At 57.4% G+C, this 16,192-nt stretch carries 17 protein-coding genes; 14 read left to right on the forward strand and 3 right to left on the reverse strand.

What is annotated here, in order from left to right:
• Positions 1-215: 215 nt before the first annotated feature.
• Positions 216-533: a hypothetical protein gene (locus MF6396_RS26325; RefSeq protein ID WP_064492162.1), complete on the forward strand. Its 318-nt coding sequence runs from the start codon at positions 216-218 to the stop codon at positions 531-533.
• Between the two features lie 662 nt (positions 534-1,195).
• Here the strand turns inward: MF6396_RS26325 and MF6396_RS26330 are convergent.
• Genes MF6396_RS26330 through MF6396_RS26340 form a run of 3 tightly spaced genes read right to left on the reverse strand, consistent with a single transcriptional unit; the run spans position 1,196 to position 3,465 of the window.
• Positions 1,196-1,720 carry an RDD family protein gene (locus tag MF6396_RS26330; RefSeq protein ID WP_064492161.1) on the reverse strand — a complete coding sequence of 175 codons (525 nt, stop codon included), beginning with the start codon at positions 1,718-1,720 and terminating at the stop codon, positions 1,196-1,198.
• A gap of 25 nt (positions 1,721-1,745) precedes the next feature.
• Positions 1,746-2,435: a hypothetical protein gene (locus tag MF6396_RS26335; protein ID WP_078481898.1), complete on the reverse strand. Its 690-nt coding sequence runs from the start codon at positions 2,433-2,435 to the stop codon at positions 1,746-1,748.
• Complete coding sequence (locus MF6396_RS26340) at positions 2,428-3,465, reverse strand: ParM/StbA family protein (RefSeq protein ID WP_064492160.1); 1,038 nt, start codon at positions 3,463-3,465, stop codon at positions 2,428-2,430. The genes MF6396_RS26335 and MF6396_RS26340 overlap by 8 nt, the downstream gene beginning before the upstream one ends.
• A 224-nt stretch (positions 3,466-3,689) precedes the next feature.
• Between MF6396_RS26340 and MF6396_RS26345 the strand changes: the two genes are divergently transcribed.
• The 13 genes from MF6396_RS26345 to MF6396_RS26405 all read left to right on the forward strand — a co-directional run bounded on the left by MF6396_RS26345 (position 3,690) and on the right by MF6396_RS26405 (position 16,113).
• A complete protein-coding gene (locus tag MF6396_RS26345; RefSeq protein ID WP_064492159.1) occupies positions 3,690-4,217 on the forward strand; it encodes a hypothetical protein in 528 nt (175 codons plus the stop codon).
• A gap of 1,753 nt (positions 4,218-5,970) precedes the next feature.
• On the forward strand, positions 5,971-6,255 hold the full coding sequence (locus MF6396_RS26350) for a hypothetical protein (protein ID WP_064492158.1): 285 nt from the start codon (positions 5,971-5,973) through the stop codon (positions 6,253-6,255).
• Between the two features lie 30 nt (positions 6,256-6,285).
• Positions 6,286-8,157: a UvrD-helicase domain-containing protein gene (locus tag MF6396_RS26355; protein ID WP_064492157.1), complete on the forward strand. Its 1,872-nt coding sequence runs from the start codon at positions 6,286-6,288 to the stop codon at positions 8,155-8,157.
• 33 nt (positions 8,158-8,190) lie between these two features.
• Positions 8,191-8,592: a hypothetical protein gene (locus MF6396_RS26360; protein ID WP_064492156.1), complete on the forward strand. Its 402-nt coding sequence runs from the start codon at positions 8,191-8,193 to the stop codon at positions 8,590-8,592.
• Positions 8,593-8,949: 357 nt separating this feature from the next.
• Positions 8,950-9,435, forward strand: a complete 486-nt coding sequence (locus MF6396_RS26365) for a DUF2726 domain-containing protein (protein WP_064492155.1) — start codon at positions 8,950-8,952, stop codon at positions 9,433-9,435.
• Positions 9,436-9,483: 48 nt separating this feature from the next.
• Positions 9,484-10,119, forward strand: a complete 636-nt coding sequence (locus MF6396_RS26370; protein WP_064492154.1) for a hypothetical protein — start codon at positions 9,484-9,486, stop codon at positions 10,117-10,119.
• A gap of 24 nt (positions 10,120-10,143) precedes the next feature.
• Positions 10,144-10,749 carry a hypothetical protein gene (locus tag MF6396_RS26375; protein WP_064492153.1) on the forward strand — a complete coding sequence of 202 codons (606 nt, stop codon included), beginning with the start codon at positions 10,144-10,146 and terminating at the stop codon, positions 10,747-10,749.
• A 127-nt stretch (positions 10,750-10,876) separates the two neighbouring features.
• Positions 10,877-11,323 (forward strand): hypothetical protein, encoded by a 447-nt coding sequence (locus tag MF6396_RS26380; protein ID WP_064492152.1) that lies wholly within the window; start codon positions 10,877-10,879, stop codon positions 11,321-11,323.
• A 62-nt stretch (positions 11,324-11,385) separates the two neighbouring features.
• Positions 11,386-11,751, forward strand: coding sequence for a hypothetical protein (locus MF6396_RS26385; RefSeq protein ID WP_064492151.1), 366 nt, complete (start codon positions 11,386-11,388; stop codon positions 11,749-11,751).
• 237 nt (positions 11,752-11,988) lie between these two features.
• The gene (locus MF6396_RS26390) at positions 11,989-12,879 is read left to right on the forward strand and encodes a hypothetical protein (protein ID WP_177346352.1); all 891 of its coding nucleotides are present in this window, start codon (positions 11,989-11,991) and stop codon (positions 12,877-12,879) included.
• A gap of 567 nt (positions 12,880-13,446) precedes the next feature.
• Positions 13,447-13,764: a hypothetical protein gene (locus tag MF6396_RS26395; protein ID WP_064492150.1), complete on the forward strand. Its 318-nt coding sequence runs from the start codon at positions 13,447-13,449 to the stop codon at positions 13,762-13,764.
• 274 nt (positions 13,765-14,038) lie between these two features.
• Positions 14,039-15,586 carry a DNA cytosine methyltransferase gene (locus tag MF6396_RS26400; protein WP_064492149.1) on the forward strand — a complete coding sequence of 516 codons (1,548 nt, stop codon included), beginning with the start codon at positions 14,039-14,041 and terminating at the stop codon, positions 15,584-15,586.
• Between the two features lie 185 nt (positions 15,587-15,771).
• Positions 15,772-16,113, forward strand: coding sequence for a hypothetical protein (locus MF6396_RS26405; protein WP_064492148.1), 342 nt, complete (start codon positions 15,772-15,774; stop codon positions 16,111-16,113).
• The last annotated feature ends 79 nt before the right edge of the window (positions 16,114-16,192 follow it).

Here is a 16,192-nt window from a genome sequence, read left to right on the forward strand (position 1 = left end):
GGTCAGGCCGGACGCGTAACTGGGAACCGATCGGCACCGTGTTGTTGAACCCGGATCGAGAGCAACAGAACGAGAAAATGGCGGCATAGTTAGACGGTTGACGCGACAACTACCTTGAAAAATGCCGGAGCCTGGATGGTAGTGGCGTGTGCGATCCTCATCTCGTGGCCCCGGCTCCCTGCCGCTCGCCCTCACATGTTTTTACCGAGGTTGCAATGGACAAATCGGAAATGAGCAGGCTTTTGGAGCTTCAAGTGCAAGAAAAGCTGAGGGATGGCTATTCAATAACCACCTATGCGATGGACGCAGCTAGTCGGGATCGTGTGAGGTGTGGGATGAAGACCAAAGGTCATTCCCTTCCTAACGAGAATCATGCGGTGGAGGACTGGCAGGAATACATCGGCAAACTGGAGACGGGGGCGTACAAATCGGAAGTGAGGACAAAAGTGATCGAGACGGGCGACTCTCCAATCATCGGTCAGTCTGCCGGCGGCAGTGGTACGGTGGGTCTGTGGAAGGCCCGACGTCACTGAGACAGTGGAGGCTAATACGCCTCGGGACGTAAGGGCTAACAAAGGCGCCCCGGCGAAAAAAAACTGGGCCTTTGATATACAAAGAGCCCAGTCCTGGTAACCACAGCTGCCGCGGCGCTGTAGGTGGAGAATCCACCGTTACCAAGACTGAGCTCACCTCTTTATCGCCATTAGGATAGTCGACAGCAGTACGACGTCCTGCTTGGCTAGCTTGCGAATCCCCACCAGTTGCACCTGGCTGCTATTTGAAGGACATACGTCCGGGGAAGTCATTTGCGCTGCTCACGTAGTGGTGAGCGACCTGAGGGATAACCGCTTCGACCTAATCGTCCAGCTGTGTTGTTAGTTCCTGGGAGACGCCCGGACTCAACGTATTGTCTGATCTCAGAGACTGGCGGTGCATCACCGAGTCGAGAACACAGAGGCAAACACAGGGGATGCATTAGGGAGCGGAGATATCAGGCGGTATGTGGGTAGTGCGCTAACCCGTTACCGTGTTGCTGACTACAAAGGAGGCTTCGCGACCTCGGACCTGACTGGCATGTCCAGTGGGAGTATCCGTTAACTTTGCCTCAGGTGATGTTCAACATGGGCTGATAAACACCATTTCTAGACCAAAAAAAACCGGCCCTGAGGCCGGTCATGCAATTTGGTGCGGGTGCTCACGTGCCCCGTTTAGTCACGGTGGTGGACGCCATGAGGTCGAAGATGAACTGAGATTTCACAGTGAAAACCGGAACCGCGACGAAGGCTGCAAGCACAACGGCTAGCACGAGCGGATGCCCGATGCTGAGCAGAAGCAAGACCGACATGATCTTCAAGGTGGTGCGCAAGATGCACTGCCAGATGGACAGGTTGCCGTTGAGCGAGATCGTCCTGACACGGAACAACAGCTTGCCGGCCGTCGTGCCACGCCAGGTCCTGGTCAGTGTCGCTTCGTAGATCAACCACACCAAAGGCAACAGAACAAGGAAGTAAGGTGCCAGGCTGAGTGCTGCACCCTCAGTCCAGCTCAGGCCCGGGGTAGCAACGTCGAATGGGCCCGACGTATCGACATGGGCATTATGAGCCATGACTAAAGCCAGTAGTGCTAGCGATCCACCCAGTACCAGCGATACCAATACAAAATCAGTCGTGGTTGCCGCTATGCGCTGAGCGACGTTCAGCAGTTTGGAGCCAATTTTCATCGTTCACCTGATTGTTTGTGGAGGGCTAGAACATGGTGCCCAACGCATCGAGTGCTGCCTTTTGCGCGTTTGTAGGTTCGGCCGGTGTCGCATCTTGAGAACCATGCGATGGGCTGGCTTCGTCAAGGGCATCTGCGCTTGAGAGCAGCTGAGGCTGTTGGTTGATGAGTGAGTCCTGAGCACCCATACCGTATACAGGTGGTGTGGCGACAGGTACTGACTCTGGATGAACCTCGGCAGCACCATTGTCCAAGGGAGCACCAGCAGTTTGGGGCCCCATCGGCTCAGGTTGCAGGGGAGGGCGAACCTCCTCGACAACCAAGGCCGGCTCCATCGGTTCAGCGGGAGCTAGGGGCTCTGGGGGGGGCGCGACTCCCTGAGCTTTGACAGCTCCAGGTTTTGCGGTGATCTCACGCTGCCGTGGTACCCGTTTTTTTCGTGTCGGCGGAGCTGCACTATCACGCTTGGATTGACGGCCCGTCGCAATCATCCCCCCCGGGCCAGCAAGAGCGTCATTCAGAGCTTCGTCTAGGGTACCGGCCTCTCTGTGGCTCAAAAACCACTGATAAAAGACACCCCTGATAAGAGGCGTATCTTTTCCGTATGGCAGTTCGGACATGAACTCCAGCAAACCTGGGCAAACGTCCTCTGGAATATTCAGATTGATTTTGCGCTCAGTTTCATTAGGGTCATATACACGAATGAGCTTAGCCATTTACAGCAGACACCCTTTTGGCATTCGCGTTTACTATGCTCCGGATGATTTGTCCTAGGGCATAGCGTGCAAAACCGTCGGCAACAGCCCAGCGAGGATTTTTTACAAGAATGCTGTGTTGCCATACATCTTTGGCACGACCATAGATCGCCTCGGCGCTTCCACCCGCAACCAAAATACCATTGAGCGACCGTGCATCGTCGGAAAACAACGAGTTACCTTTAGAAATAACCTCCTGAACCACGTGCTGTTGAGCATCGGTCACTTGCTCTTGAATGTTTACTTCTTGACCGTACTGAAAAAGAGATTTGGTGCTGAACGATTCCTCACACTCCACCAGGCTTGCTTGGATCTCGCGCTTGCCCAAGATACGTCGCAACTGCTCTGCAGCTGCACTCATCCCTGCGCAGGAGTCAGCGCCCCGTTCAATATATTGACCCTCCCTCATCAGAAGAAAGTCAGTCGAGTAATGCCCGCCCTCGATGACGCCATAGGATTTAGGCCTTCCGTTAGCACCATTGATCAAATTCTCAATGGGCATGCCTGACTGATCCAGGATGTAGTCGCAGTAAGCGCCCATTGGCTGAGGAAGCGCTTTCAACTCGACAGTTTTTGGGAGTGCTTTCTTAGTGCGCTCGACCAAGCTGTCCTTGCGAGAACCGAACAACTTGGACGGCGTGCCGATGATGACAAATGCCTCATCAATTCCTTGAACACCCTTGGCACGGAGCCTGGTGAAAGCCGACTGAATAAGCGCCAGGTATTCCGGGGTATCCGTCCAGTTGTCGTTCAGTCCGATAGAGGAGGTGAGATTGCCCTGGAGGCGAGCGGTATCGCCAGTGAAGTATGCCTTGCCATCGACAACCTCGGTCTCGGCCTGGGCGCGAGCCGCAGTCGTCGGGTCGGTGAGTTCGACAGCTGGAACCGCCAGAGTGGGGTACATGATCTCAGTTCGTTTGCCTTCGTGGTAAGCGACGACTTTAATGGCGCTACGACCCGCATCCAAACCGATTGCTACGCGACCTTTCATGAAATAAAACCTTTATAAACCAGCGACTTAGAATGGTTAATGATGCGCACTGTGCAGTGTGCAGTACCTACAGTGCAGTGCGATGTAGCTACTGTGCTGTATGCATTGATGGGAGTCTAAGATACATAACACGTATTGACAATACTGGATGATGACAAAGAAAATCCGCCTGAGCGCGCCTCCCCGGCGCGGCTATACACAACCCCCCGGCGAACGCTTAAACAATGGCTATACACAACCCCCCCTCCATCGACGATTTCGAAGAGCTTCGGCGCAAAGGCAAGGAGTCGGTCGACACTGCCGTCGACTACCTGATTCGAATCGATCAGCTCCTGGTCCGCATGGGCGAATTGCTCTACGTCATGCAGCCGTTCCAGACGGGACGCATAGGGATCGATTTCAACCAGCACCGAGGCCAGTCGAGGCCATTCGTACGGGTGTACCGAAAGCTCAAGGCCGGCAAGGGGAAATGGATGTCTACGAACGTGAGCCACAAAGGCCTCACGAAGAGAGTGAAGCGAGCCCGAGAATTCGAGCCCAACCACAAGCTAGTTCTGAGCCTGTGCGAAAGGGTTTCCAAACTCTTTGACCTCAGAGCCGAAATGCACGAGCGGGTACGAAATATGAGCCATGGCGTAAAGCTAACGCTCAAGGCCAGGGAAGATGATCTGGCATCTCTTGAGACTCTGGTGGGCAGCATGCTGGACCAGGTGGAAACGAAGTTCGAAGGAGAGCTCGACGTGGATGAGTAATCCCTAATCAGTTTCGCGAAGGCCTTGTCGATCAACGTCGGCAGGGCCTTTTTTGTGGCTGAGGTCGACCAGAAACAGCTCGGTGACAGGCCAAGTAGGAACCGGGCTACGGGTAAAGCGGACTAGAAGCAAATCGGTGTTACGCGATGTGTGACTCTGCGGCTTTGGCGAAGCTAACTAGAAGCTGACCGGTGTTATGCGCAGTGGGATCCCGCGGCTTTGGTAAAGCGGACCAGAAGCCTACCGGTGATTTGGCGAAGTCTTATCCGGGCTCTTGCTGAGCGTAGTGTGATCCGGCCGCTGAGAATTGCTTTTGCATTCGGTGGTGAGCTGACTTCTATCCGGGCCTGGCGGTGTTTGACCCGAACTGCTTCGCGCCCGCTCCCTTAATCTAATTTAATTCTCTTCATTCATTTTCTCTTTTTCCGGTCGCACCATCGACCTCATTCTGGCGCCGGCACTTGTGTGGGATTCTCTTTTTCCGCTGCTCGTTGTTCCACGCCTCGTTCTGCAAGTTTGGTTTGGGTGGCTGTCGTGTGGCTGGCTGTTGTGGATCTGCCAGTTCTTTCTGTGCCGCTTGTGCCTTTGCACCCGCCGGCTCCCTGCTGCTGCTGACGTATTGGGTTCATTCTTCTGCTGTGGATTCTCTTTTCTCTCCTCTTCTTCATCTCCATTATTTCACTGCGACTTCTACGTCGTCTGCTGTGCGTGAGAGCATTGGTGGTGGAATCCTATTGTTCTCGCACCAGTTCTAGATGTTGAATTGTGCCATCGCTAGTTTGGGGTTTCGTTGTTGCGCTGCCGCATTGGCATTTCATTGTGCTGGCGCTTGTTCTGCTGGCGCAGGTTTGACGCTTTTGCTCCTGCCGACAGCATAACCATTTGTGCCTTTCGCTACTCCCCCGCGGCCGGCGCTCGACATCAGTCCCTGAGGGTTGCGTCAAGCGAAACAGCCCACCGGCAGTCGGTGGCGACCCCAAGAAGGATCTGACGGGGGAGGAGAGCGACGGGCTGAGAAGGATGCGACGGGGGGAGGAGAGCGGCTGGCTGTGCAGGGGCTCGATGCTGGTCCTGCAGCTGGCCTCCGATGATCGGTCGCGGTCGGTGGTGGGCGGTGTGAGACCTGTTGCTGCGGTTTGCGATCCTGGGCTTGGCCGGCAGAGTGCGATGCCAGGCGGCCGGTGGTGGTTGAAGCTAGATCTGTGCGGGCGGTGCTCGATCCGGCTCGCAGCGTGTGATGATTGGCTGGCGGTGGGCGGTACGTGACCTGCTTGGCGAGGGCCGACCCGGCTGCTGTCCTGGTGCCGAGTGGTGGTACTTTGGCCTGGTCGGATTCGTCTCAGCTCAGGCTGCTTGGAGCCGCTTTTCTCTGTTCTGTGTCTTGTGGGTAGGAAGCACTTCATTGCCTCCATGATCCTCAGCTCATTGCATGCGTGCGTGCATGCCCATAGGCGATTGTGGCCCGGGGTATCTCTGCTAGCGAGCGCCTCCCTTTTCGTTGCTGGGCGGCGTATCGGCGCAGACGGGGCCGGCTTTTATGGCTTCGCATGAGCATAAATGGTTGTGCTCTGGCTTTCCGCTTTTGTCTCCCCTCGTTCATAAATGGTTGTGCTGGGCGCCCAACGCTTTTCTCGCTCCAGTGTCATAAATGGTTGTGCCTGTATTCGTAACACGTATCTATAATTTGTCTTGCATCCATACAAATCTATAGGTATCGTGGAGCCATAAATGGTTGTGCCAAGGAGCCACCGAGATGAACACGTCCTTTGTGATGAAACAGGTTGGGAAGGGAGCCGGGTCGATCGCTCTGGCTGCTGCAGCTTGTCTGTTTGCTGCATACGTTCGACAGGCCTTCGGTGGCTGGGCCTTCGCCGGCTCGTTGCTCCTGGTCATCGCAGCCAGCATTCCGATGGTCCTGTTCTTCAACCTGTTTGCTGATCCAAACGCGAAGCGCAGCAACAAGGTTCGGTTGATGGATGAGAAGGAGAGCCATAACCCCTTCAACGACATGTTCAACAATTTCCACCGAGACGACTGATCAACTACTCGCACCTCAAGGAGGCCGGCAATGGCCGCGAAAGCTTTCACCCCAAACAAAGACCAGGCTGTTGCCCTGGGCAGTACCGCAAAGCGCTTGCTGATCCGCGCCAAGGCGGGCGCTGGTAAGACCTCGCTGCTCATCGAGCACGCCCTGCGGTTCCCAGCCCAGCGCCTGCTGTATGTGACTTTTGGCAAGGCCAACAAGGAGGACGCAGCTGCTCGCTTCCCTGACAACGTGACCACAAAGACCAGTCATGGGCTTGCTTGGGAAGTCGGTGGCCAGTTCAAGAAGGTTGGCAAGCAGGATGATCTCCACCCATCCCAGCTGGCCAAGCAGTACGGGATCCCAATGGCGTTCGCTCGCCACCTGTATGTCACCCTGCACAACTACATGGTCTCGGCAGACCGGCAGATCCTGGCAGCGCATGTGCCGGCACAGATCGTTGGCGATGACCGTGAGAAAGCAGCGGAGTGGGCGAAGGTTGTTTGGGAAGACCTGCAGCGCCTGCGCCAATGGTCTCGCGGGTGCGGCGATAGCCAAGCCGAGCGTGCCGAGTTCCTGGAAACCACTCACCTGCGAATGCCGCACGACGGCTACCTGAAACTGTGGAGCCTGGGTGACCCTGACCTGAGCCACCGCTACGACCAGATCCTTCTGGACGAGTACCAGGACACCAATCCTGTCTTTGCTGCGGTGATCCTGCGCCAGAACTGCCCGCTGCGCTTGGCCGGTGACGACTTCCAGGCAATCTTCGGTTTCCGTGGTGCCTACAACACCTTCGAACCGTCGCAGTTCGACCAGGTCGTATCGCTGAGCGAGAGCCACCGTTATGGCGCCGGCATCGCCGAGCTGGCCACCATGCTCTTGCGTGAGTTCGCCGGCGAGCAGGAGCCAGTGCGCAGTTCACGCCATGAGCTGATTACCCGCTTCGCTGTCGACCGCACCAAGCCGTACGCGATCATCGGGCGCACCAATGCGAAGCTGTTCGCCAGTGCTGTCCAACTGCTGGAAGGCCAGCGTCTGCACTTCGTGGGTGGCGTCAACGAGTACCCGTTCGACAAGCTGGTTGAAGTGCACCACCTGCGCGCCAACACGGGTGTCCGTCTGCGCGACCCTTTGCTCAGTGCATTCCGCTCTCTCCAGGATCTGGAGGCTTATGCCAACGACACCGATGACAAAGAGATCCACGCCCTCATCAGTGTTGCCAAGCAGTATGGCGATCAAATCCCGAGCCTGGTACAGCGCATCAAGGACGCTTGCGTCAGCGACATCAATGACGCGACCGTCATTCTGTGTACTGCCCACCGCTCGAAAGGTTTGGAGTTCCCGCAGGTGGTCCTGCTGAGCGACTTCCTCAACCTGATCACCGATGCCGGCCTGCCGCTGGTGCTGGATACCCCTGAGCTGCGCCAAGAGCTCCACCTGCTGTATGTGGCGCTGACCCGTGCGATGGAATCCATTGAGGTGAATGAGCAGATCCAGGCAGTTTTGCGTTACTGCGAGACCGCTGGGGTGGTGGGTGAAGCGGTGGAACCTGTCGCGAAGCACACCGAACAAGTGGGGGGCCTATCGCTGGTTGTGAGCCCTGAACAAGAGGCCGAGACCTTTGCTGCGATCACCGGCGTGGGGGCGCTTTCCAAAGTGGTTGAGTTGGTCGGCGCCGATGCTGCCCTGCTGTTCGAGGGCGATGAGGTTGAGTCGCGCATCGAGCTGGCCATCCTGCGTCATGCGGCCCTGACTGCGGTGGCGATCGGGGGCGTAGTGGGTGTCTCCGTATCCCAGGCGGCCGATACCGTTGCCTCGATGGTGCGTCAGGGTCGCCTGCATGGTGGCCTGTTCATCGGTTGCCCAGATATCACCGGGCGCCTGGTCAGTGACCTGCACCTGGAAGTGGCCTGATGCACTACCTACTGATCGTTGCAGGGGGCGAACATGGCTGACGATTTCATCCGGATCTTCTACCGCCGGGAAGCGGGCGGAAAATCCAAGAAATCATCCGTTTCCATTGACCCGCTGATGTTCGAGATTTTCGTCAAGATCAAGGGGAGCATCGGTGAGGCCCGGGACACCCTGAGGGAATGGGCGAAGGCTGCGGATACCGAGCGTACCGATGCGAACTACCGCATGGGGAACTCTCGAATTGTGCAGCAGCGAATGTCCCAGGAAATCCTGGACATGGTCAATGAGGGCATGGCCGCTCGGGCGGTGAAAGAGACGACAGCCGCGGGCGAGGGTAAAGGCCGGGGTTCTCGACGGGGCAAGCGGGCGGTGGGTGTCGCACCCTCGCATCAGCTGCCGGCGGTCACCGGGCACCTCTCGGAGGATCACGTCTAGCGGCGTTGCTGGCGCTCATGATCGTGCCAGGCGGCGCAGGGTTCGAATGGTTCGTTTGTGTAATTGGTCAAGTCGGCGCGCATGATTGCAGGACGGTGACTTGCTTTGGCTACGGGAGGTTTGGAGAGAGATGTTGCACGACACGAGCGTGTCGGTGAGAGGGGATAACTCACCCTAACGGTTTCACGCCCAACGAGCAATACCCAGGGCAGATTTGTTAATCGGCGGAGGCGGCGGTGCTCCTCCCGAGCTTGAAGCTTAATCACATTTACTTGACCAACATCACAGGCGGATTACGCGCCTTTTTTTAACCAGCAAGCGTATTGGTACGCGTAAAGAATTAAATCAGGAGGAAGGATGTCAATTTTCAATGGCCTGGACGGGTTGGGTGTCCCGCTCTTGGTGGTCTGCGCCATCGGGTACGTCGCCCTCAAGATGCTGAAGGGTCGCAAAGGCTACTCAACCAAGCACTACCAGTGCATCCCCCTGCTCACCGAGCGCGAGCAGGACTTCTTCTGGCGACTCAGGGAGGCAGTTGGCAACGACCTGGTCATCGCTCCCCAGGTCGTGTTCGGTGCCTTCATCAAGGTGAAGGCCACCGCCCTGACCGATAAGAACCATGCACGGCACGTGGTGGCCCACAACCGCTGCGACTTCCTGCTCTGCGACAAGAAGCTCAAGCCGGTGGCGCTGGTCGAGGTCGACGACTCCACGCACAACAGCTCGAAGGCCAAGGCAAAGGACCGGCGTCGAGACGAGCTGATGAAAGCCGTGGGGGTTTCCGTGCATCGGTACCGCGGGATGCCGTCGGCCCGAGAGATCCGCAGGGACCTAAAGCTTTAGAGCTCAGGACCCTTCCAACCCGGAATTCGAACACAGTAGGTGAGCAATATGAGTGACTTCGATTCATCCAGCGAATACTTCGCTCGCGCAGCAGATTCGGCCGGCGAGGAGAGGCTGACATTCAGGTGGGTGTTCATTGGATTGGTGGTGCTGTACGTCGTAGTTGCGGCAGTCAGCATAGGCGTCCTGGTCTTCAAGGTGCCCGTGAGTGGTGAGGAGCTTCAGCATGCAACCTGGTTGGTCATCTCCCCACCCATTTACACCGCGATGTTCGGCGCATTGTCCGGCTTGTGGCTGCTGCTCTATATGCAAATGATCAGGCCGATGACCCTCGGCCTGGGCGTACTCATGGTCAGCTTTGTTGCGGGCGTTTCATGCCCTCCAAGCGTCTCCTTCCGCAGCGCCGTACTGGCTGGGGAAGCGAAAATTGGCTGTTACGAGTACGCCAACCATAGCTGCAGCGACATGCAGGGCCTGTCCAGCAGTCCAGACAGCCTTCATCAGTCAGGTCGAGCGGCTCGACACCTAATCATCCCCGTCGAGGTGATTGCATTCCTTCGAGCGCCATTCGATGTATTCAGGGCGGATCGACTCAACCACATGCTCGATACGCAGCGCGTGGAACTGGCAGAAGAGATCCACAAGGGCTTGATGAACCAGGCCACACCCTCCCTTCACCCCTAACTACATACCCAACAGGTGAGCATCATGAGTGACCACGATTCATCCAATGACTACTTCGATCCTGCACCCGGTAAGGCCGGCGAGGGATCGCTAATCTTCGCGAGTCTGTTCCTAGCCTTGTTGGTGCTGTACGTCGTGTTTGCCGTAATCAGCACCGCCGTACTGAACTTCAAGGCACCTGTAACCCCCGAGGATCTGAAGCATGCCTCCTGGTTGGTAAGTCCCCCAGCACTCTCGTTCATTGTGTCCGGTGTGAGCCTCTTCGCGTTCGTCATAGGCGCCTTTCGAGCTTTCGTGGGCAGTGCATTCGGGTTGGTACTGGTCATGGTTGGAGTCGTGAGTGGCACCGCTATCTTCCCGAGCGTCTCATTCCGTAGCGCTGTTCTGGCAGGAGAGGCGAAAGTGGGCTGTTACGACTACACCAGCCGTGCCTGCACCGAAATGCTGGGGCTGCCAAAAAGCGCGGGTTCCGATCAGTCGAGCAAAGTCGAGCACCAGGGCTCGGCGCCGATCGAGGTGCTGGCATTCGTTCGAGCCCCTTTCGATGTCTTTAAAGCGGGGCAGCTCAACCAAATGCTCGATGCGCAGCGCAGCGAGTTGAAGAAGCAACTGGACGCCTACGCCGAGTAGTCAGGGAGGAGGTGGCCGGCGCCGGCCACCCCAGATAAACCACAAACCCACCGAGCAGGGTGGGCCTCTGAATTCACTTGTACGAACGCTCTGAGCACAGAGATTTCTGCACCATGGGAGCAGTGTTATGACAACGATCTTTGGGATTATTTTCGGTTGGTTTTCAGGCATCGCGCTGGCAGGCGCATTTATCGCAATCTTCATCATGTTTGATGCGGGAGTGGAGCTTCTGGGGTTCACCCAGATTACCTTCGGGTACTACGTAGTGAGCCTGATGCTTTGTGTCACCATGTTGGCGATGTCCAAGCCAGCGCGACGCCACCTGAAATTCATGGGTTTGTTCGCCTTCGCCTTGTTCCTGGTCATGGCGGTGGGGCTTGGGAAGGTTATCGAACCTGTACCCGCGGGGGATCAAATTGAGCTGATGCGTGCCCAGGCGGAAACCTTTGCTGTGTTCCTAGCCCAAGCTGTCATGTATGTGGTGCCTGGAGCGTTGGCGCTGCTCTACACGATGCTTGCCTACAACGGCGTACGTGAAGAGCGCGAGCGTAATCGTGTGAACATGGCCGGTTAAGACTGTGAACCGGCCAGCCGAGTCTGGCCGGATCCAAACACAGAACAGAAGGGAGTTAGGCGATGCATAAGCCTGGGTTGGACGCAACGAGTGGTGTTGACCGAAGCATGGTTTACAGGGTGCTGGGCGCAATCTGCGTGGCCCTGGGGTTTTTTTGTATCGGCCCCATGGTGATCGATCAGCAGCTGGTGAACATCGCTCTGAACATGTCGCCAGAGAAGACCGCTGTGATTATGCTGTCGGCGGCCGGTGTGGTGTTGTTCCAGAGGGGAATCGCCGGCTTCATGGTGCTGATGCTGGGATTCCTGGTTGCTGGGGCGGCGTGTGAGCTGTACTACGCTCTCGATGCGGTTAAGATGATGGCGGTAATAGGTTTCCCGTTCTTCATGCTTGGGATCGGCGTGCTCATCTTCAACCCGGCTCACTGACACCCATGCAACCCGTTAAGCCCGCCGATTGGCGGGCTTTGTCGTTTAAGGCCGCTGCCGCACGGCTTATTGAACTTCACGCCCAGTCCTGATGTTGGGGCCACGCTGATAACCATCTGGTAAAGTATAGATACGTGTAAAGAATCTATTTTGCCGTTATGATGTGATTTCGTAGGGCGGCCCTCGGTATCCCTGGGGCCTCATGACGCGATCCTCAGCGGATCCAGGGGAGGGGGCATGGCCAAACAAGATGAGATGACGAATCGATCCATCGCGATCCTGATCAATCTGTCTGCGGGCTTGGACGAAGCCGGCATCGCGTGCGGCGATGAGCGCGTGCCGCTCACAGCAAACTTGCGCCTGGCCGCAGCCGCCGGAGCCGCCTCGTTATCCCAGCGAGCCAAGCGGTCGACGCCGTTCTCGAATCAGACGAATAGTCCGCATGTGAAGTTGGTCAAGACCGCCGCAAACTGGCTCGACCAGCTCAAGGTGGTTAAAGGCTTCCACGGGGACGTCTCGGCTGCTGAGTTTCTCGGTGTCAGCCAGACTCAGTTCTCCCGCTGGCGTACCGGTAAGGACCTTCTGGACAATTACCACGCCTGGCAGATCGCAGCAGCGTTGAATGTGAACCCGATGGTGGTGATCGGCAGCGTTGGTTTCCACCACTCACGCGACACTGATCGCACCAGGTGGCTGGCCATGCTCTCAACGGTCCTTGATTCGGAACTCCCTGCGTTACCTGCGCAGACGCCGTCAGCGCCAGCCCGGGCAGCCGAGCAGGCACAGCAACAGGCATCTGCTCCAATTAGTAGCGGAGGCAACGCTGAGTCGACCGCTCAGGGCAGCAAATGGACAGACGAGGAGGATCAGCGGCTCGTTGCGAGCTACCGTGACGGCTCAGCGATCGACACCCTAGCCACCGCACACAGGCGCACTCCCAAGGCCATTTTGCTGCGACTCAGCAACACGCACCGCTTGATACCGGCTGAGCAGCTCGCGAGCTTGTGTGAGCTCTACAGAGTAAACCTGAACAGTCCTGGGAACGGGCGCAAGACCGAACAGAGAAAGGGCTCTCCGCGGCAGAGAAGGGGAAAGGCCAAGGAACATGCCCCTACGGTGTTCCTTTGAGCGACCAGGTACCTGAGTGTTCAACTGCTGGCGCTAGGAGTGCAGATGTACTCCTGTCGTGCAAGCGGCAATTTGAGCAGGCCTACCAGCTTCTGACTTGACCAAATGTGCCATTCGAATCACCAGAAACTAACGATGGCACATTTCGGACGGCGCCAGCCCAGTATTTCCGGGGTGGGATTGAAGGTTCGGCAACAGACACTAGCGATGGCACATTTCACCTTCACCTGATTCGGCGGGAATACGGTCCAAAAACACAGGCACGAGTTTGGGAGTGGTTTGGTCAAAAGCCTGAAGAAAGAACGGAACAGGCCTTGGACATTGATCGTATCGCCGAGGAGTGCGGTGAACTCAATACTGACCTTGGTACGAAACGAGGATCGAAAGTCAGCTGAGGAGGCTAGCCCGGGCAGGGAGGACGCTCATCTTGATCTGTGACTTGTGGGCCTGGGAATTGTTATCTGCAGGTGTTGCCCATTTCGAGTTGACCAGTGAACGCGATGGCGCTGTCGGCCTCGCACCTATTCAATCCTGCTGCTGGCAGAAGTCAGCCAATGGAGATCATGGATGTGCACACCCAACGAACAGGCTTCACACAAACTGATGGCCAGCTCAATCGAGCTGATCACCGACCGGGACGAGAAGTTCTCTGCTGTCGTAACCAGCATGGGCAGCTATGGCAACAGGTCTTTCCAAGAGGCCTTCAAAGTGCAGTACCCAGAGGACTGGGCGACGATTGAGCGAAGCTACTCCTTGCCCGGGCTCCACTATGGGGAGGTAGGGCGGTGTGTCGATGGGAAATGGACCTTGATGGCGATCGAGCCTTCACCTTTCGCACTGCTGGACGCGCAGTACTGCGACTACCTGCGGAACCCGCCCTTTTAGCGATCCGCTGGCATGCTCTGCACTCTGGCCTGGCACGCTGCCCGGCCGCATGAACGCTGCACCCACTCCGGCCATGCTTGGCCGGAGTTTTTTTGGCCCATCAGAGGGGGCGGCCAGCTCGCCCGCAGCCGGGGGGTAGCAATAATAAATTGTCGTATAGTTTAATTAATCATTGATAAAGATTGTCCTATAGTTTAATTTATCTGTCCTGTAAGTACACAAACCAGGGGAATCTATCCACCTGGCGGGCGCCACACTCTTTTAGGACGGCTGCATGCTGATCAAAAAAATCCTCACTCACTTCCACTTCTGCTGCGGCTTGGGCGGTGGTGCCAAAGGCTTCAACCAGGCGAAGCCTATCGTCGGCAACATGCAGGCTGAATGGGAGTGCCTGGGAGGCGTCGACGTTGATCCGGCCGGCCTTGCAGACTTCAAGCGTTTGACCGGTGTTGAGGGCACGCAGTTGGATCTCTTCACCCGCGAGCAGTACATCAGGTTTCACGGCAAGGAGCCGCCAGCCGGATGGAAGGAAGCAACCCCAGATGACATCCGCCGTGCCGCCCAGAACCGCCGGCCCGATACCGTCTTCATTAGCTCCCCCTGCAAGGGCGCCAGCGGGTTGTTGTCCGAGAAGATGAGCGCCACCCCCAAGTACCAGGCCTTGAACGAGCTCACCCTGCGTTGCATCTGGCTGATGGCGGAGACCTGGCGCGATGACCCGGTGCCGATGCTGGTTTTCGAGAACGTCCCGCGTCTGGCCAACCGCGGCCGGCACCTGCTGGACCAGATTGGCGCCTTGCTAAGCCACTATGGGTACGCTGTCGCCGAAACCACCCATGACTGCGGGGTGATCGGCGGCCTGGCTCAAAGCCGCAAGCGATTCTTGCTGGTGGCACGCCATGTCGAGAAGGTCCCGCCGTTCCTGTACGAGCCAGAGAAAAAGAGCCTGCGCTCTGTAGGCGACATCCTCAGTCGCATGCCTCTTGCCGGCGACATCGAGCGAGCCGGACCAATGCACCGTGTTCCAGCTCTGCAATGGAAAACTTGGGTTCGCTTGGCTTTGGTCGAGGCCGGGAAAGATTGGCGCAGTCTCAACAATCTGGCGATCCAAGATGGGTACCTGCGTGACCTGATCATCGTCCCAGGGTATCGAGCGGGATACATGGGGGTGCATGGCTGGAACGAAAGCATGGGCACGGTGGCGGGGCGATCGAACCCAACAAACGGGGCGTTCTCGGTAGCGGATCCGCGTGCCCGGGCTGGCGCCCTGCAGTATCAGCAGTATGGTGTTCGCCGGTGGCAAGACACCAGCGGCGCCATCATTGGCGTCAAGAGTCCAGGGCAAGGCACATTCAGTGTCGCTGATCCCCGAGCGGCCAAGATGCGCACCAATGGCAACTCCTATCTGGCTGGCGGGCACTACGGTGTGGTGCCGCTGCAGGGCGCAGCGGTCGGTCAGCATGACGACGGCCGGTGGGACGCTGCCGACACCCGGCTCCCAGGCGCTGACGAGAAGCTCTCCTGCATCATTGAGTCGCTCGACGGGACCTGGCACCGGCCCTTCACGACTCTTGAGTTGGCGGCGATACAAAGCCTTGTCGAGCCAGAGGAGCAGTTGGAACTGGACGGGTTGAGCGATCAGGCATGGCGCGAACGGATTGGCAACGCAGTTCCCCCGAAGGCAGCTGAAGCGATCGGCCATGTTATGGGCACCACTTTGCTGCTGGCCGCCCAAGGCGAGACTTTCATGCTGAGCAGCATGCCCATCTGGGTCCGGCCAGTCGCGGTAGGCCTGAGCGTATCTCAGCTGGCGACACAATGATCATGATCGGCCCACGGCACCGGCTAATCCGCGGGTTAGGCGCCAGCGGGGCGGTGCACACTGCGCTGTAGACACTTTAGAGACCGCCGATACAGTGCTGCCACTGATTGGCAAAAACGATGCTGGGTTCGCCTGGTATCTTCACCACGACGTGAAGATCACGTCATCACGATGAGATGTAGAAAATGGATGACAGAAACAACGGCGCTCTGATCGAAGGCTTCGTGCAGCGTTCCTATGACCGCATGTTTGGTGCCGGTAAGGTGGATGCACGCCACAACCCGCTCACTAACTGGTCACAGGCAACTGTATCCGGCAGCGAAAGCCAGTTCAAGGAAACCCACCGCGAGTTAAAGCGTACCTTCGAAGGCTTGCAGCACACGCTCTACAAGGAAGGCGGCAACGATGAGCTGCTGAACGAGCTTTCTGCTGTCGAGGACCGACTGGCCAGCGCTACGACCGTCGACGAGTTGGGCAACGCGATCATCGACTCGCGCCCAGTGCTTGACCAGGCATTTGGCCGCTAAGGCAGCCGCTTGAGGCCCTGGACGGTGTTCAGGGCCTTTCACTGTGAAAAGCAGTGCCTTTCTCAAGGACTGTAGAGTG

It is taken from the genome of Pseudomonas sp. MF6396, from assembly GCF_002018915.1.
Lineage (GTDB): Bacteria > Pseudomonadota > Gammaproteobacteria > Pseudomonadales > Pseudomonadaceae > Aquipseudomonas > Aquipseudomonas palmensis.